This is a genomic window from Bartonella sp. AU15XJBT, assembly GCF_028618615.1.
GTDB lineage: Bacteria > Pseudomonadota > Alphaproteobacteria > Rhizobiales > Rhizobiaceae > Bartonella.
The window spans coordinates 1-17,487 of record NZ_JAQITG010000002.1 but is presented as its reverse complement, the minus strand read 5'-3'; the positions used below and the strand labels follow the sequence as shown (position 1 = coordinate 17,487).

General features: G+C 37.7%; 13 protein-coding genes and 3 tRNA genes. 14 read left to right on the top strand and 2 right to left on the bottom strand.

Annotation, left to right across the window (positions count from 1 at the left end; all coding sequences use genetic code 11):
* The 5 genes from PVV57_RS01305 to PVV57_RS01285 all read left to right on the top strand — a co-directional run bounded on the left by PVV57_RS01305 (position 1) and on the right by PVV57_RS01285 (position 6,168).
* On the top strand, positions 1-810 hold the full coding sequence (locus PVV57_RS01305; protein WP_273718562.1) for a hypothetical protein: 810 nt from the start codon (positions 1-3) through the stop codon (positions 808-810).
* Between the two features lie 147 nt (positions 811-957).
* Positions 958-1,590 carry an ATP-dependent Clp endopeptidase proteolytic subunit ClpP gene (gene clpP / locus PVV57_RS01300; protein ID WP_273718563.1) on the top strand — a complete coding sequence of 211 codons (633 nt, stop codon included), beginning with the start codon at positions 958-960 and terminating at the stop codon, positions 1,588-1,590.
* Between the two features lie 184 nt (positions 1,591-1,774).
* Complete coding sequence (clpX, locus tag PVV57_RS01295) at positions 1,775-3,049, top strand: ATP-dependent Clp protease ATP-binding subunit ClpX (RefSeq protein ID WP_273718565.1); 1,275 nt, start codon at positions 1,775-1,777, stop codon at positions 3,047-3,049.
* 184 nt (positions 3,050-3,233) lie between these two features.
* Complete coding sequence (gene lon, locus PVV57_RS01290; RefSeq protein WP_273718567.1) at positions 3,234-5,660, top strand: endopeptidase La; 2,427 nt, start codon at positions 3,234-3,236, stop codon at positions 5,658-5,660.
* 229 nt (positions 5,661-5,889) lie between these two features.
* Positions 5,890-6,168 carry an HU family DNA-binding protein gene (locus PVV57_RS01285; protein WP_012231443.1) on the top strand — a complete coding sequence of 93 codons (279 nt, stop codon included), beginning with the start codon at positions 5,890-5,892 and terminating at the stop codon, positions 6,166-6,168.
* Positions 6,169-7,302: 1,134 nt separating this feature from the next.
* Here the strand turns inward: PVV57_RS01285 and trmFO are convergent.
* The gene (trmFO, locus tag PVV57_RS01280; RefSeq protein ID WP_273718570.1) at positions 7,303-8,715 is read right to left on the bottom strand and encodes a methylenetetrahydrofolate--tRNA-(uracil(54)-C(5))-methyltransferase (FADH(2)-oxidizing) TrmFO; all 1,413 of its coding nucleotides are present in this window, start codon (positions 8,713-8,715) and stop codon (positions 7,303-7,305) included.
* A gap of 167 nt (positions 8,716-8,882) precedes the next feature.
* Here trmFO and PVV57_RS01275 point away from each other — a divergent pair.
* The 6 genes from PVV57_RS01275 to PVV57_RS01250 all read left to right on the top strand — a co-directional run bounded on the left by PVV57_RS01275 (position 8,883) and on the right by PVV57_RS01250 (position 15,195).
* Positions 8,883-8,965: transfer RNA gene (locus PVV57_RS01275), tRNA-Leu, on the top strand.
* A 134-nt stretch (positions 8,966-9,099) separates the two neighbouring features.
* Positions 9,100-10,527, top strand: a complete 1,428-nt coding sequence (tig, locus tag PVV57_RS01270) for a trigger factor (RefSeq protein WP_273718571.1) — start codon at positions 9,100-9,102, stop codon at positions 10,525-10,527.
* A gap of 126 nt (positions 10,528-10,653) precedes the next feature.
* Positions 10,654-12,153 (top strand): Asp-tRNA(Asn)/Glu-tRNA(Gln) amidotransferase subunit GatB, encoded by a 1,500-nt coding sequence (gene gatB, locus PVV57_RS01265; protein WP_273718573.1) that lies wholly within the window; start codon positions 10,654-10,656, stop codon positions 12,151-12,153.
* A gap of 180 nt (positions 12,154-12,333) precedes the next feature.
* Complete coding sequence (locus PVV57_RS01260; RefSeq protein WP_273718574.1) at positions 12,334-12,732, top strand: NADH:ubiquinone oxidoreductase subunit NDUFA12; 399 nt, start codon at positions 12,334-12,336, stop codon at positions 12,730-12,732.
* Positions 12,733-12,817: 85 nt separating this feature from the next.
* Positions 12,818-13,249, top strand: coding sequence for a DUF2155 domain-containing protein (locus PVV57_RS01255; protein WP_273718575.1), 432 nt, complete (start codon positions 12,818-12,820; stop codon positions 13,247-13,249).
* 1,205 nt (positions 13,250-14,454) lie between these two features.
* Entirely contained in the window at positions 14,455-15,195 is a 741-nt protein-coding gene (locus PVV57_RS01250) for a rhomboid family intramembrane serine protease (protein ID WP_273718576.1), read from the top strand.
* Here PVV57_RS01250 and PVV57_RS01245 read toward each other — a convergent pair.
* Positions 15,185-16,015, bottom strand: coding sequence for an RNA methyltransferase (locus tag PVV57_RS01245; RefSeq protein ID WP_273718577.1), 831 nt, complete (start codon positions 16,013-16,015; stop codon positions 15,185-15,187). The two genes, PVV57_RS01250 and PVV57_RS01245, sit on opposite strands and share 11 nt — an antisense overlap.
* A gap of 205 nt (positions 16,016-16,220) precedes the next feature.
* Between PVV57_RS01245 and PVV57_RS01240 the strand changes: the two genes are divergently transcribed.
* The 3 genes from PVV57_RS01240 to tuf form a co-directional block, all read left to right on the top strand.
* Positions 16,221-16,304 (top strand) — tRNA-Tyr (locus tag PVV57_RS01240).
* A gap of 31 nt (positions 16,305-16,335) precedes the next feature.
* Positions 16,336-16,409: transfer RNA gene (locus tag PVV57_RS01235), tRNA-Gly, on the top strand.
* 188 nt (positions 16,410-16,597) lie between these two features.
* On the top strand, positions 16,598-17,487 hold an 890-nt coding region (gene tuf, locus PVV57_RS01230), incomplete at its 3' end, for an elongation factor Tu (protein ID WP_273783286.1).

Sequence of the window (17,487 nt, the reverse complement as noted above, 5' to 3'; positions counted from 1 at the left end):
ATGGATATTTGTACTTTTTGGTATAGTGGACAGTTAAGATTGGTGGATAGGCTTTGTTTGTCCTCAATGGTCAAAACTGGTCAGCGCGTTAAGCTTTTTAGTTATGATAAAGAAATAGACAATTTACCTGCTGGTGTTGAGTTGCTTGAAGCCGAATCAATTTTACCACGTTCAGCAATTTATCGCCTTGATCCCAATTTTTCTGATAATAAACCAGGATGTACAATTGTTCAGTTCTCGGATTTTTTTCGTGTTATGCTGATGAAATATCAACAAGGTGTTTGGTTGGATACAGATGTTTACCTCGTTAAACAATTTCACCCCGATGCGAATAAGGTTTGGTTGGCAAGAGAAAATAATATAAGAGTAGGCGTTTCTGCCCTTTATTTTCCTCCAGATAACCCTATTATAAAAGTGTTTGAAGATTATTGGGCAGGGACAGAAATGATCCCTCATTGGCTTGGGTTTAAGCGTCGTGTTTGGAGACCATTCTGGTTAAAGAGAAAAAAAATGCCAGTTTTACCCGCAAATCTTGGCGTTACGATATTTGGCAATGACGGTATTTCACGATTAGCAAAACGATATAGTTTTTTTCACGAGGCAAAGGAAAAGGAAACTTTTTATTATTGGACTGGACGAAAAACTGAATACATCTTTGAATCAGCTTTTGGCGTAAAACCGCTTACAGATTCACGTTTGATAGGATTTCATATTCACAGAAAAACCAAGACCACGCAAAGACCTCAGGAAGGAAGTTTTTACCATTGGGCAGTCTCTCGCATTCCTGAAGTTCATGATTTGTTTAGGTAGAGTTATTATTGCTATTTTAACCATTGAGATTTTAATCTATCCTAGATGGCTCTTGATTGTCGCTTGCACAAAAGAGTAATGTTAGCCTATGGATAAAAATATTGATTGTGTAAAAAGCGATTGTTATATGACAAGGAAAGTAAAAATATGAGTGATCCAATGAAAACAGCATTAAGCCTTGTTCCTATGGTTATTGAACAAACCAATCGTGGTGAACGGGCTTATGATATTTTTTCCCGTCTTTTAAAGGAGCGGATTATTTTTATTAATGGTCCTGTTGAAGATGGTATGGCAATGCTTATTTGTGCACAATTACTTTTCTTAGAAGCCGAAAATCCTAAAAAAGAAATTAGTCTTTATATTAATTCTCCAGGTGGTGTCGTAACATCTGGTATGGCTATTTATGATACTATGCAGTTTATTCGTCCTCCTGTTTCTACGCTTTGCATGGGGCAGGCGGCATCTATGGGATCGTTATTGTTAACAGCTGGAGCAAAAGGTCATCGTTTTGCATTGCCAAATGCGCGTATTATGGTGCATCAGCCATCTGGTGGTTTTCAAGGTCAGGCTTCAGATATTGAGCGACATGCACAAGATATTATAAAGATGAAACGGCGTTTAAATGAAATTTATGTTCAACATACAGGTCAAGATTATGAGGTTATTGAGAGAACGCTTGATCGCGATCATTTTATGACAGCAGAAGAGGCCAAAGCGTTTGGCTTAGTTGATGATGTTATACACTATCGTGCAGAAACTGAAAAAGAAGAAAAAGATTAAGAATTTTTATAGAAAAAACATCTACTTTAGATAAAGAGTTTTATAGAAAATATCGCAAAAATTAAGAGAAACACCTAAAAATATTGAGACATTCATGGTTTTCTATATGTCTTTTAGTTTTCATGATGAAAAGCTTCCTTTGAAAAAGCGAAGTATTCATATATCGTGGTGAAAGGAAAGAAAAATGAGCAAAATTAGCAATAGCGGGAACGAATCAAAAAATACTCTCTATTGCTCGTTCTGCGGCAAGAGTCAGCATGAGGTGCGTAAGCTCATTGCGGGGCCTACTGTATTTATCTGTGATGAATGTGTAGAGCTTTGCATGGATATTATTCGGGAAGAAAATAAGTCTTCTGGGGTTAAGGTGCGTGATGGTGTTCCGACCCCACAGGAAATTATAAAAGTTCTTGATGATTATGTTATTGGTCAGCAGCATGCAAAGCGTGTTCTTTCTGTTGCAGTCCATAATCATTATAAACGGTTAGCGCATCAGTCTAAAAGCAATGATATTGAGTTGGCTAAATCAAATATTCTGCTTGTTGGTCCAACGGGCTGCGGTAAAACTTATCTTGCACAAACATTAGCTCGTATTATTGATGTCCCTTTTACGATGGCGGATGCGACCACTTTGACTGAAGCAGGTTATGTGGGGGAAGATGTTGAAAATATTATTTTAAAGCTTCTTCAAGCGGCGGACTATAATGTTGAACGTGCGCAGCGTGGTATTGTTTATATTGATGAGGTTGATAAGATTTCTCGTAAAGCTGACAATCCTTCTATTACAAGAGATGTTTCTGGGGAAGGGGTTCAGCAAGCGTTATTAAAAATTATGGAAGGAACGATTGCTTCTGTTCCTCCACAAGGTGGACGTAAACATCCGCAACAAGAGTTTCTTCAGGTTGATACCACAAATATTTTATTCATTTGTGGGGGAGCTTTTGCAGGTTTAGAGCGGATTATTTCAGGGCGTGGTGAAAAAACTTCTATTGGTTTTTCTGCGACTGTTAAGGCCCCTGATGAACGTTGTGTTGGTGAAATTTTTCGTGATTTAGAGCCTGAAGATCTTATAAAGTTTGGTTTAATACCAGAATTTATTGGGCGTCTTCCTATAGTCGCTACCTTAGAGGATTTAGACATTAATGCCCTCGTGCAAATTTTATCACAACCTAAAAACGCATTGGTAAAGCAATATCAGCGTCTTTTTGAAATGGAAAATGTTGAGTTAGCATTTCATGAAGATGCTTTACGTGCTATCGCGAAGAAAGCAATTGAACGTAAAACTGGCGCACGTGGTTTACGTTCTATTATGGAGAAGATCCTTCTTGAGACGATGTTTGAACTACCAGCTCTTGAAGGCGTTCAAAAAGTGGTTATTTCGAGTGATGTCGTTGATGGGAAAGCGCGTCCTCTTTATATTTACTCAGAACGTGCAGAAGATAAAGAAAATGTATCAGCATGACGTGGTGCAATATACGATATAAAAAGTGGTAATGAACGGTATTTAATGGGTGTTTCTAATAATATCGTTATAATGCTTGATTTATATGTTACCAATTACCACTTCATGTATTGTGGAGAGCTGAGGTTTTCTTAAGGGTGGGCTTGGTGTTGTAGATAGCTCATAGGCTCCAGAAAGGAGAGTTATGCAATATATTGATGAAAAGACAGATGAAGTAAGAGATGGGGTTTATGCTGTTTTACCTCTTCGTGATATTGTTGTCTTCCCCCATATGATTGTTCCACTTTTTGTGGGCCGCGAAAAATCGATTCGTGCTCTTGAAGAAACGATGACGGTTGACAAGCAAATACTCTTGGTGACACAAAAAAATGCTTCTGATGATGATCCAAAATCAGAAGATATTTATCATATTGGTACATTTGCGAATATTCTTCAACTTTTAAAACTTCCTGATGGCACTGTAAAGGTTTTGGTTGAAGGGACTGCGCGTGCAAAAATTAGTCAATTTTCTTTAAGTGAAGGCTATCATCAGGCTTTTGCAACTGTTACAGAAGAACCTAGAGAGAGTGATGTTGAGATTGAAGCTCTTTCAAGGTCGGTGATTGCTTATTTTGAAAACTATGTAAAGCTTAATAAAAAAATCTCTCCTGAAGTTGTCAATGCGATTGGCCAGATTGATAATCCTTCTAAGCTTGCTGATACGATTGCCTCTCATTTGATGATTAAACTTGCAGAAAAACAGGAAATATTAGAGCTCTTACCTGTACGAGCCCGTCTTGAGCGTGTTCTGTCTTTCATGGAAGGAGAAATTTCTGTTTTGCAGGTTGAAAAACGTATTCGTTCACACGTTAAACGGCAAATGGAAAAAAACCAACGGGAATATTATCTCAATGAGCAGATGAAGGCTATTCAAAAAGAGTTAGGAGCAGGGGATGATAGTCGCGATGAGCTCTCTGAACTCGAAGACCGTATTAAGAATACAAAACTTTCCAAGGAAGCACGGGAAAAAGCTGGAGCAGAATTGAGAAAATTACGGAATATGTCTCCTATGTCTGCGGAAGCGACGGTTGTGCGTAACTATCTTGATTGGTTATTAGCAATGCCTTGGGGTAAAAAATCTAAGATTAAAAACAATTTAGATTTTGCTGAAAAGGTCATGAATAATGAACATTTCGGTCTTGAAAAAGTTAAGGAGAGAATTATTGAATATTTGGCCGTACAAAGTCGTGCGTCAAAGATAAAAGGTCCCATTATTTGTTTGTTAGGTCCTCCTGGTGTTGGGAAAACATCATTAGCGCGCTCTATTGCAAAGGCGACGGGGCGTGAATATGTTCGTATCTCGTTGGGAGGTGTACGGGATGAAGCAGAAATTCGCGGACATCGCCGAACATATATTGGTTCGATGCCTGGAAAAATTATCCAGTCTATGAAAAAAGCAAAAAAATCTAATCCGCTTTTCTTGCTTGATGAAATTGATAAAATGGGACAAGATTTTCGTGGAGATCCTTCCTCTGCTTTATTAGAAGTTCTTGATCCTGAACAAAATGGTACATTCATTGACCATTATTTGGAAGTTGAATATGATCTTTCTGATATCATGTTTATCACGACTGCCAATACGCTTAATATTCCAGGTCCGTTAATGGATCGAATGGAAATTATTCGTATTGCTGGTTATACTGAATGTGAAAAAATGGAAATTGTTAAGCAGCATCTTTTACCAAAGGCACTCAAAGATCACTGTTTGTCTAAAAAAGAACTCAGCATTTCTGATGGAGCACTAAGGTCGATTATTCAGTTTTACACACGTGAAGCAGGTGTTCGTAATCTTGAGCGTGAACTCATGAAAATTGCCCGTAAATCTGTTACAAAAATTCTCAAAACGCATCAAAAATCTGTAAAAGTTATAGAAAATAATCTCAATGATTTCTTGGGTGTTAAACGCTATCACTATAATCAGATTGAAGGAGAAAATCACATTGGTGTTGTGACAGGCCTTGCGTGGACAGAAGTGGGTGGAGAGTTATTGACTATTGAAGGCGTGATGATGCCGGGAAAGGGCAAGATGACTGTAACTGGAAATTTGCGTGATATTATGAAAGAGTCTATTTCTGCGGCAGCATCTTATGTACGTTCTCGTGCTGTTGATTTTGGTATTGAACCTCCACTTTTTGAAAAACGCGATATCCATGTTCATGTTCCAGAAGGGGCGACACCGAAAGATGGTCCATCTGCTGGGATTGCAATGGTGACAGCAATTGTTTCGGTCCTTACAGGAATAGCTGTGCATAAAGATATTGCAATGACTGGTGAAATTACTTTACGTGGACGTGTTTTACCAATTGGTGGATTAAAAGAAAAACTCCTAGCTGCGCTTCGAGGAGGGATAAAAAAAGTACTTATTCCTGAAGAAAACGCAAAAGATTTGGTTGATATTCCTGACGATGTCAAAAATAACATGGAAATTATTCCGGTAAATCATGTGAGTGAAGTTTTGAAACACGCTTTGGTTCATTCCCCTGACACTATTGAGTGGAAAGAACCTTCTACAGCGGCTGTTCCTATCCGGTCAGAGAGTAGCGATAGTGAAGGAATACAGATTGCGCACTGATTCACTCATCTCGTTTATAACGGCATTTTTAAAGGGGCAGAAGGTGTTGTTGTGGTTATTATTCTGTTTTTTTGTTAAAAAAAGTGAAAAATTCCGTGAATAACTGTGATTATTGCTAAAAAAACAATGTTTTGGATAAAAATAAGACTTCTGTTTGCTGTACTTTTCAATAAACTAACCAATAACATGATTAGGTCATGTTGTGTAATATAGGGAAAGGAAATATCTCATGAATAAAAGTGAATTGGTTAGTTCCGTTGCTGAAAAGGCAGGTGTTTCGAAAGCGCAAGCTGGTGCTGTTGTTGACGCTTTTATGGCTTCTGTAACAGAAGCTTTGGCTTCAGGAGGCGATGTTCGTCTTCCAGGTTTTGGTTCTTTTGAAGTTTCTCATCGTGCTGCGACAAAGGGGCGTAATCCTTCAACTGGTGCTGAAATTGATATTCCAGCACGTTCTGTACCTAAATTTTCTGCAGGAAAAAGCCTTAAAGAAGCAGTTAATAAAAAATAATTTAAACAACATTTAAAAAAACCCGATTTATTTATAAGCGGGTTTTTTTTACAGATATTTTTTTAACAGATATATTGTACATGTTTTTCATATAGAAATTTGAGGTCTTTGTACCATTTTTCTTATTTTATGAATTGCTAATGTTTTTGAAAATGATTGTAAAAATTGCATAAAATACCATAGGCTTGGAATGTATAATTTTTAGCCTTTTCAGTAAATATTTCACTTTAATAATGAAGCATTGTGTGGCTTATAAAATATGGCGTTAACTTTTATATGTGAAAGAGCTAAAGTGTTTGTTCAGAACAGTATCTGTAAATGATATAAGACAAAACATTCTGTGAAATGTATAAAACCTACATAAACCGCCATTTTTTCGCTTAATAGAGGTGCACATTGGCACCATCATACTATTTTTCTCAGTTTCTATAATGTTGCGACTAGCTCTCGGCATTTGAGAGGGTGCATACGGGACATTTTTATTCCTTTCTTTAGTAGTTCTCTTAACTTAGAATAGCCAACCTCGCTTGTGTGACGCAGCCTAATTGACTGACTAAGTAGATGGTCTTTATTGATTGACTATAAGAGAGTCTGAAACAAAAAAAATACGATACTTAGGTTTCTCAATCACTATAGAAAAAGATAAATTATTATTATGAAGCAATGCATTGTAAATTTATAAAGTTGCATTGTAATTTCAGTATTATGATTTTTTTTAGCACTTGAGCTGGAAAAGATATATTCAACTCTGTCTTAAATATTTTTATTTCCCTTGCGCTATGCAAGCGAGTATTTTTTATTCATCATAAAATTTTTTTCATCACACAAAAGTTAAAATAAGAGGGGCTCATAAATATTAACAAAGGAAGTAAAAATTAAAAAAAACTATTATCAAATAATAAATAGGGTAGAAAAATATTAATATTAAAAATAAAGTATTATTTTCAACTATTTATTATTATAATATACTGATGTAATTATTTCATATCTTTTACATTATTAAATAAATGATGAAGTGTAGAACAGCGTCTATTGAGTGAGATAGTGTTTTAACAAGGCTTTAGAATGATTTTTTTCATGAGAATCATAGAGATCTATTCGTAGATGGGATGAGTGACGAATCGCGTGTTTTTTTTATAAACAGGAGTTCTTTGATTCTTTATTTGTTAACCACTGAATACAATCATTGAGAGCTCTCGCTGTTATAGCTTGTTTTTTTGCTAATTTTTTTTCTTTACTTGGCAAGCGTTTTCCTGAATGTTTAATAGAAGTAATAGGGGGAAAGAGTCCAAAATTGATATTCATTGGCTGAAAAGACTGCCTTTCTGCTTCTTCATCGATAATGTGTCCCCCCGTAATGTGATTCAAAAGAGCTCCGAATGCCGTGGTGTGTGGGGGGAGGCAAGGACAGTTGTGATGATATTCTGCAGCGGCAAAACGTCCAGCAAGAAGCCCTATAGCTGCTGATTCTACATAACCTTCACATCCGGTAATTTGTCCTGCAAAGCGTAGTTGTTTTTTTTGTTTTAAACGAAGGGTTTGATCAAGAATGATTGGAGAGTTGAGATAGGTATTGCGGTGAAGACCACCAAGACGTGCAAATTCTGCTTTTTCAAGACCAGGAATCATTCTAAAAATGCGGACTTGTTCACCGTATTTCAGTTTTGTTTGAAAGCCGACCATATTGTAAAGCGTTCCGAGTTTATTATCTTGGCGTAATTGAACGACAGCATAGGGTTTAACGGTGGGATTATGGGCATTGGTTAAGCCCATAGGTTTCATAGGCCCATGTCTTAAAGTTTCAAGTCCGCGCTCAGCCATAATTTCGATAGGGAGGCATCCATCAAAATAGGGCGTTTTTTCAAAGTCGCGAAACTCTGTTTTCTCTGCATTTTTTAGTGCTTCAACGAATGTTTCATATTGTTCTTTGTTGAGGGGACAATTAAGATAGTCTTTTCCTGTTCCCGCAGGACCAATTTTATCGTAGCGAGACTGATACCAACAAATATTCATATCAATACTATCGGTATGGATAATAGGTGCAATAGCATCAAAAAAAGAAAGAGCTTTTATACCGGTTATTGCTTTTAATTCTTGAGCAAGTGCTGGTGAGGTAAGGGGCCCCGTTGCAATGACAACATGTTTCCAATCTTTAGGAATTTCTTGAACTTCTTCGCGTTTGATCGTTATGAGTGAATGGCTTTCAAGTGCTGATGTCACGGTTTTTGAAAATCCATCACGGTCAACAGCAAGGGCACTCCCAGCAGGGACTTGGTTGGCATCAGCAGCTTCCATAATTAATGATTTTGCTAATCGCATTTCAGCATGTAAAAGTCCTACGGCATTTGTTGATGAATCATCAGAACGGAATGAATTTGAACAAACCAGTTCTGCCAATTTACCGGTTTTATGGGCGTCTGATTTTTTTTGGGGGCGCATTTCATGCAAAATAACAGGAATTCCTGATTGAGCGATTTGCCAGCTTGCTTCACACCCCGCAAGACCGCCACCGATAATATGAATTGGAGTATCAAATATCTTTAACATAATCGACTTTTAGCGTAAGCCGCCGTGTATGAAAAGCATAGATTTTGTTTTTGTTCTTTGTAAGAATGAGGTGTATTGAGTTTTTTTAATATATTTGTTTGCTTTTTTTCTATAATTAATGGTATAGAAACGCCGCTTGTATAAGGTCATTAGCTTACTAAGTTTGAGCGGATGTGGCGAAATTGGTAGACGCACCAGATTTAGGTTCTGGCGGGAGACCGTGGGGGTTCGAGTCCCTCCATCCGCACCAAAGCAATCCCTTAAGTGCTACGGATTTCTACGTGTCTGGAATTCCGCTTCATGGTAATGTAACACTTGAAGTGTTAGAATGTAATGATGATTAGAGTGGGTTTATCCCTCTCCTTAGAAAAATGAAGGTGTTTAATGCAGGTTACCGAGACGCTTAATGAAGGACTGAAGCGCGAAATTAAGATCGTGGTTCCAGCGAAAGATTTAGAAGAAAAATTGAATGAACGATTGGATGATACCAAGGGTAAGATCAGACTTAATGGTTTTCGTCCTGGTAAGGTGCCGGGTGGGTATTTGCGAAAAATGTATGGTAAATCTTTTATGGCAGAGATTCTCAATGAGATACTCAGTGATGCGCCACGTTCTATTTTAGCGGACCGTAATGAACGTCCAGCGATGCAGCCGAAAATTGATATCGATGAAGATGAAAAAATTTTAGATGGAAAAGCCGATTTTACTTTTAGTTTAAAGTATGAAGTCTTACCAAAAATTGAAATTAAGGACTTTGAACATATTGAGGTTATTCGTGAAATTGCAGCTATCCCTGAAAAGGATATTGATGAGCAAGTCAATCGTGTCCTTTCTTCTACGCGTAATTATTCCCTAAAAGAGGGATCTTCTGAAGAAGGTGATCGTATTACCATAGACTATCTGGGTAAGCTTGAGGGGGTTCCATTTGAAGGTGGAGCAGATAATGATGCACAACTAATTCTTGGATCCAAACAATTTATTCCTGGTTTTGAAGAGCAATTGGTTGGTGTGAAAGCTGGGGATACAAAAACAATTTCTGTTAAATTTCCTGATAATTACAGTGCGGCACATTTGGCAGGACGGGAAGCAGAGTTTGACATTACTATCAAAGCTGTCTTTAAGCCAGATGAATTAAAAATTGATGATGAAGCGGCGAAAAAAGTTGGTTTAGAATCTCTAGATCGTTTGCGTGAGGTTGTTCGTGGGCAGATAGAAAGCCAATACGGTTCAATGACACGTCAAAAAGTTAAGCGTCAAATTCTTGATGCTTTAGATGCTGATTATGATTTTGAGATTCCTGAAGGACTTTTAGAAATTGAGTTCAATAATATATGGGCTCAGGTTAATGATGATTTGAAAAAGGCTGGACGTAGTTTTGAGGATGAGGGTATTACAGAAGAAAAGGCACGGGAGGAGTATCGTATCCTTGCACAACGTCGTGTTCGTCTTGGTTTGGTACTTTCTGAAATTGGAATGAAGGTTGGTGTTAAAGTTAATGAAGATGAACTAAAAGCGGCTGTTTTTGAGCAAGTTCGTCAGTATCCTGGACAAGAAAAAGAGATTATGGACTTTTTCCGGAAGACTCCGGAAGCTGTTGAAAATCTACGTGCTCCGATTTTTGAAGAAAAGGTTATTGATCATTTGTTAGCTCAGATAAAAGTCACAGATAAAGAAGTGACGATTGAAGAGTTGATGAAAGAATATGATGAATTAGATCTCCCTGAAGAAAAGCCGGCAAAGAAAAAATCTACTGTGAAAGAAAAGTCTGCAGAAAAAACATCAGCTAAGAAAAAGGCTCCTAAAAAAGCTTAATATTTATGCAAACATAACAAGCCCGATAAAATCGGACTTGTTGTGAGATTGTATTTTGAGCTTGCACTGTGAACGGTTTTAGATAAACCATGGGATAGATTTTAAAATATTGGTAGTGGATTGGCAATGAGCATCATTGATACGCGTATTCCTGATTCTAAGCGTTTTATTTCTGGCGTTACAGGTGATTGGGAAGTCATCATTGGCATGGAGGTTCATGCGCAAATCATATCAAATTCGAAACTTTTTTCAGGAGCATCAACCAAATTTGGTGCAGAGCCGAACAATCATGTATCACTTATTGATGCGGCTATGCCAGGGATGTTGCCAGTTTTGAATGAAGAATGTGTTCGTCAAGCTGTTCGAACAGGTTTGGGATTAAAAGCGCGTATTAATTTAAAATCTGTTTTTGATCGTAAAAATTATTTTTATCCAGATTTACCGCAGGGGTATCAGATTTCTCAGTTTCGCTATCCCATTGTAGGAGAGGGGAAGATTATCATATCTGTTGGTCCAGATTCGAATGGCCAGTTCGAGGATATCGAAGTAGGAATTGAGAGATTACATCTTGAACAGGATGCTGGGAAATCGATGCATGATCAACATCCAACGATGTCTTTCGTGGATCTTAATCGCTCTGGTGTTGCTCTTATGGAAATTGTTTCCAAACCTGATATGCGCTCATCAGATGAAGCCAAAGCTTATATGACAAAATTACGTACGATTGTCCGTTATTTAGGGACTTGCGATGGCAATATGGATGAAGGTTCTATGCGTGCGGATGTTAATGTATCTGTTCGTCGTCCTGGTGAAGATTTTGGAACGCGTTGTGAAATAAAAAATGTTAATTCTATTCGTTTTATTGGTCAAGCGATTGAGTATGAAGCGCGTCGTCAGATCGCAATTTTAGAAGATGGCGGCATCATAGAGCAAGAAACTCGGCTTTTTGATGCAACTAAAGGTGAAACCCGCTCTATGCGCTCAAAGGAAGAAGCGCATGACTATCGTTATTTCCCTGATCCTGATCTTTTACCATTAGAATTTAATCAAGCATTTGTGGATGCTTTGGCAGCGGATTTACCAGAATTACCTGACGCGATAAAAGCACGTTTTATTAAGGAAATGGGATTGACGGTGTATGATGCTTCCATTCTTGTGACAGAAAAAGCTATTGCTGATTATTTTGAAGAAGTAGCGTATGGGCGTGATGGAAAAATAGTTGCCAATTGGGTGATTAATGATCTTTTAGGGGCTTTAAATAAAGATAATCGTGAAATTGAAGAATCACCAGTATCGCCAAATCAGTTGGGAAGCATTATTGATCTTATAAAAGAGGGAACAATTTCTGGAAAAATTGCCAAAGATCTTTTTGAGATTGTTTGGAATGAGGGGGGAGATCCACGCCAAATTGTAGAAGAGCGCAATATGAAGCAGGTAACAGATACAAAGGCTATTGAAAGAGCAGTTGATGAGATCGTTGCCAATAATTATGATAAAGTTGTGCAGGCAAAGCAAAAACCTGCTTTAGCTGGTTGGTTTGTTGGACAAGTAATGAAAGCAACTGGGGGTAAGGCAAATCCTCAAACTGTTAATGAGTTGGTTAAGATGAAACTTGGCATAGATTAAATTTTATGGGGTGGAGAAGAATCTATAAATATGATATCTTCTTGAAATTAAGGGATGGAGAGTTATCCTATCAATTGAAGTTGCGGCTGAATTACCAGTAACTTTTTCGGTAATTTCAAGCATTAGCAAGTTTATTCCAGCGATTGATTTCATGAGTATGCTGAAGAAATGGAATAGAAAATGGCTCGTTTTTTTAAGCAAATCTTTACGTGGTGGGGTGGTAATACCATTGGTACGCGTTTTTTTACATGGCGCAAAGGTAAGCGGATAGGGGAAGATCAATTTGGGAATATATATTATGAAGGGGGACTTCATAAGGATGGTTATCCGCGTCGTTGGGTTATTTATAAAGACTATTCTGAAGCCTCTACTATTCCACCAGGTTGGCACGGCTGGATTCATCATCGCTTTGAGTGTCCACCAACCCAAGAAGATTATCATCCCTATGAATGGGAAAAACCTCATGTCGCAAATATGACAGGAACAAGTGAGGCTTATCGGCCAAAGGGGGCTATTCCTTACAATGATGAGCGTCCTTGTGTGCATGAAGATTATGATGCGTGGTCACCTAAAAAATAAAATGTTTTAATGGGCGCGTGTATTTTTGTTTTGTTTGGCTCTACGTTATGACAAAAGTTATTTTTAAGGTGCGATTGGTTTTGATATGGTGAGTTTTTTTTTATTGTTAAGGTTAAGGCATTTTATACATATTTTTTTAATAGGAATTTTAGTATTTTTATTCTTAAATAGTGGGGGGCGGGCTGAGCGTATTAGCAATGGAATTGCAGTTTTTGCAGGTCTTGATAAAATTACGGGGCGGACGACACGTTTTGAAGTTTCTCTTGGTGAAATTTATCAGTACGGTGCATTACAGGTAACACCCCGTGCTTGTTATACGAGCTCTAAAGATGAACCAACGCGTACAACAGGTTTTGTGGAAGTCAACGAAGTAACATTAGATAAAAAAATACGGCGTATTTTTACAGGATGGATGTTTGCAGATAGTCCTGGTTTGAACGCTGTTGAACATCCTATTTATGATGTGTGGTTAAAAGATTGCAAGCAAAATTCCCAAAATATACCTCTTCAGGAATAGTGTGTTATCTATTTATAATACATTGATTTATAATGATGATTTATCATTTTACAATTTGAATGAGAGGTTCGCATTTCTATGATTTTCTCATTTCAAACTTTCTTATATTGAAACGATCAAAATTATTGCCTTATTTGTTACAAGCGGTGGACGTGTGAATACTACTGTTTAAGAAAGGAATGAAAGTTTCTCTTATGAAACGTTTAAATCCAAGGATTCACTATGCAAATCAACGTATTTTTTTGAGTGTTCCATAGAAAAAATTCTTGAGTTATATCTGTTAGAGGTAGAAATGAAAGGTTTGTTTATATTTGTTCAAGAGATGAATTGACTCTTTTGCATTGAATAGGTTGCATCTCTCATGAAAAACAGAACGTCATTGTATTACATATTTACGGGCTTGTTTTAAAGAGACCTCTTCTCTTAAGGCTCGTCACATCCGTTTTGCAACAGAACCCATGAATGTTATAACGATAAATCCATTGAGTATTCTCTCCCTTTACGCATGTAAAGGAGCAAGTAGACACCATCACACACTCTGCCAGCGCCCAATATTACCGGATAGTCCTTGGCACTTGAAGACTCTTCATAAGAGATATTTTTATTCCTCTCTTGTACAGTTTTTATCAACACGACTCTTCCCGCTTGTAATGTGCAAGCGAATGGTTTTGATTGATTCAATTGCGTAATTTATGAAACACCAATGATTATATCGAGAGAAAACAACTGTGTTGGGTGAGCCTTTCTTCTCATGGAGATTTCTTTTTTATTCAAAAAGTAGAAGTAATTCAAGCGCTGTTGTTGGAACAATTGAAGTTTAAGATTATTTAAAGTTTCAATTGAAGTATAGGTTGATTAAAAAATGCAAAAATTGGTACATTTCTGGCAAAAGCAATATTTATGTATTTTACATTTTCATTATAGACTGCTTTATAAGTGATTTTCTTTATTCATAAGCTCTTGCATATTGCGTGAAAACCTTCATATTTCAATAAGCAGGATATCGCTCATTTTGTGAATCATATTTTTGATATCCATACTTTTCAAAATCTTTTGTATAAGAGACACATGTTTTTACGGTGAGCTATTGAAGATTAAAAAGGGGGGCTAAGAGGCGCTAAAAGATTCCTTATTACTTGGATAGTAGTATCTTTATTTTGTGTAAAGAATAACCAGTTATTTTAAAGAATATGAGATTTTATATAATGAAAGATTCTCGTCATCAATATAAGAATGTTTCCCGATTGCCGAGACAATCTAAAGAACCTTTATTGAATGTTCCGTTTATTATTGTTGTCTTGATAGCATTTTGTTTTTGTCTTTATTGCATTCCTCAGTATTTTTTTTCTCGTCAGCTTTATATTGAGAGTTTTGAGTTTTTTTCATTTACACCAGCATTGTTTAAGAAGGATCCTATCGCATTTTTCTATACCATGGTGAGTTATTCATTTATGCATGGTAGTTTTAAACATGTTGCTCTTAATATGGTTTGGCTTTTGGTTTTTGGCTCTCCTTTAGTAAGGCATTTTGGTGTTTTACGTTTTTTAGTTTTTTGGGTGTTAACGGCAGTTATTTCTGTTTTGACTTATTTTACATTTCATCAAGAAAGTATCATATCACTTGTTGGGGCATCAGGTTCCGTATCTGGAATGATGGGAGCTATTGCACGTTACGGTTTCCCTAGCAGCTATTTAGGTGTCAATGCGCAGAACGAAAAACCTTTTGGGTCTTTATTATCCATCAAAAAAGCCCTTTGTTCCAAAGGCGTACTTATTTATATAAGTGTATGGCTGGCAGCTGATTTTATCATAGGTATTTCTTCCATTCTGTTTGAAGAAAATGGTCTCTCAATAGCATGGGAAGCGCATATTGGCGGGTTTTTAGCGGGTTTTTTGTTGGTTGGCTTTTTTGATGTTTCACAAAAAAAATTAAAAACTAGAATCTAAGATATTTATGCGCCACATAAAGCGCTATTGTTGCTGCGTTTGAAACATTTAATGATTTAATATTTCCAGGCATATCAAGGCGCGCTAGAGCACAAACGGTTTCACGTGTTTTTTTTCGTAAACCTTTACCTTCTGCTCCTAAAACAAGAGCAATTTTATTCCCTGTTAATGTTGTTTCTAGAGGTTGATCCCCTTCTGAATCGAGACCAAAGCTTGTAAAACCTGTTTGGTGGAGTTCTTGAAGAGTTTCAGCGAGGTTTCGTACGGTAATATAATGAATCATTTCTAGAGCCCCTGATGCTGCTTTTGCAAGAACGCCACTTTCGTGGGGAGAATGACGGAAAGTGGTAATAAGTGCCTTCGCTTTAAATGCAACGGCAGAGCGCATAATAGCGCCAACATTATGTGGATCAGTAATTTGATCCATGACAATGACCAGATCAGTATTGGTTAATTCCGATAGTTTGCATGGTTTGAGAGGAGAGGTTTCCAAAACAACCCCTTGATGAACTGCCTCACTTCCAACAAGCGAATCAAGATATTTGGGGGCGCATAATTTAACAGAGCAAGGATAATCTGATTCGGATATATTTAATCTTTTTAAGGCATTTTGTGTAACGTACAGACATTTAAAAATTCTTTTTGGGTTTTTTAAAGCAGCCTGAACGGCATGAATGCCATAAAGATGGATTATCCCTTGCTGTAAAGAAGCAGCTCCCTTCTTCAGATTTGTGGAAGATCGAGAAGGAGAGCCTTTCGTATCCCGATATCGGCGACGTAAACGAGCATAATGAGAATTTTGTGATGTTTTTTCTTTCATAACTTCTTTATAGCGTTTTAATAAGAAAAAGTGCTAGAAAAAATCTATGATTTAAAAATATGAGCAGGAAATTTGTACAGAATTGTATTTATTCTGTTGACAGATACAATCGTAATCGTCATAACCACTTCGCAATCAGATTGAATTGAATGGGTGTTCGAGATGATTGTCGTGATGCCTCATCGCGCGACTTTGCCGGTGTAATGGAGGGGTGCCCGAGTGGTTAAAGGGGGCGGACTGTAAATCCGTTGCGTATGCTACGTTGGTTCGAATCCAACCCCCTCCACCATTCATCGAAGGAGTGTTAGTAGGTGGATCATGCGGGTATAGCTCAATGGTAGAGCAGCAGCCTTCCAAGCTGAATATGCGGGTTCGATTCCCGCTACCCGCTCCAAATGGTTGTTGATGATTAGGCAAGTAGGTATGATGGAAGGTATTCCATTATTAAAGTGGGCGGGATTTTCCGTCTAAGGTTAAGAGTTGTGGTGATTGGGCTTGGTGTACGGTCCAGTTGAATTCAGTTTTGCAGGCCTGTTTCTAGGTGCTAACAAAGATAGAGAATAAAACAAGAGATTAATAGCAATGGCGAAGAGCAAATTTGAACGTACAAAACCGCATGTTAATATAGGTACGATTGGTCACGTTGATCATGGGAAGACATCATTGACAGCAGCGATTACGAAATTTTTTGGTGAGTTTAAAGCATATGACCAAATTGATGCAGCACCAGAAGAGCGCGCCCGTGGAATTACCATTTCTACAGCCCACGTTGAGTATGAAACAGAAAATCGTCACTATGCCCACGTTGATTGCCCCGGACACGCAGATTATGTGAAAAACATGATCACAGGGGCAGCTCAGATGGATGGTGCTATTCTGGTTGTTTCTGCGGCTGATGGCCCAATGCCTCAGACGCGTGAGCATATTTTGCTAGCCCGTCAGGTTGGTGTTCCTGCGATTGTTGTTTTTCTTAATAAAGTTGATCAGGTTGATGATAGCGAACTTTTAGATCTTGTAGAGCTTGAGGTTCGGGAACTTTTATCTAAATATGATTTTCCTGGTGATGATGTGCCAATTGTTAAAGGTTCAGCGTTGGCTGCCCTTGAGGACAAGGATAAAAGCATTGGTGAAGATGCGGTTCGTCTTTTGATGAGTGAGGTTGATAAGTATATTCCAACCCCTGAACGTCCTGTTGATCAACCATTCTTGATGCCGATAGAAGATGTCTTTTCGATTTCAGGTCGTGGAACAGTTGTTACGGGTCGTGTTGAGCGCGGTGTTATTAAGGTTGGGGAAGAAATCGAGATTATCGGAATTCGTCCAACATCTAAGACAACAGTCACAGGTGTTGAAATGTTCCGTAAGCTTTTAGATCAAGGTCAAGCGGGTGATAATATTGGTGCTCTGCTTCGCGGTGTTGACCGTGAAGGGATTGAGCGAGGTCAAGTATTGGCGAAGCCCGGATCTGTTAC

What these genes read in the sequence shown, in the direction of transcription:
- PVV57_RS01305 (WP_273718562.1), top strand. Translation starts at nt 1, where the DNA reads ATGGATATTTGTACTTTTTGGTATAGTGGACAGTTAAGATTGGTGGAT.
- clpP (WP_273718563.1), top strand. Translation starts at nt 958, where the DNA reads ATGAGTGATCCAATGAAAACAGCATTAAGCCTTGTTCCTATGGTTATT.
- clpX (WP_273718565.1), top strand. Translation starts at nt 1,775, where the DNA reads ATGAGCAAAATTAGCAATAGCGGGAACGAATCAAAAAATACTCTCTAT.
- lon (WP_273718567.1), top strand. Translation starts at nt 3,234, where the DNA reads ATGCAATATATTGATGAAAAGACAGATGAAGTAAGAGATGGGGTTTAT.
- PVV57_RS01285 (WP_012231443.1), top strand. Translation starts at nt 5,890, where the DNA reads ATGAATAAAAGTGAATTGGTTAGTTCCGTTGCTGAAAAGGCAGGTGTT.
- trmFO (WP_273718570.1), bottom strand. Translation starts at nt 8,715, where the DNA reads ATGTTAAAGATATTTGATACTCCAATTCATATTATCGGTGGCGGTCTT.
- tig (WP_273718571.1), top strand. Translation starts at nt 9,100, where the DNA reads ATGCAGGTTACCGAGACGCTTAATGAAGGACTGAAGCGCGAAATTAAG.
- gatB (WP_273718573.1), top strand. Translation starts at nt 10,654, where the DNA reads ATGAGCATCATTGATACGCGTATTCCTGATTCTAAGCGTTTTATTTCT.
- PVV57_RS01260 (WP_273718574.1), top strand. Translation starts at nt 12,334, where the DNA reads ATGGCTCGTTTTTTTAAGCAAATCTTTACGTGGTGGGGTGGTAATACC.
- PVV57_RS01255 (WP_273718575.1), top strand. Translation starts at nt 12,818, where the DNA reads ATGGTGAGTTTTTTTTTATTGTTAAGGTTAAGGCATTTTATACATATT.
- PVV57_RS01250 (WP_273718576.1), top strand. Translation starts at nt 14,455, where the DNA reads ATGAAAGATTCTCGTCATCAATATAAGAATGTTTCCCGATTGCCGAGA.
- PVV57_RS01245 (WP_273718577.1), bottom strand. Translation starts at nt 16,015, where the DNA reads ATGAAAGAAAAAACATCACAAAATTCTCATTATGCTCGTTTACGTCGC.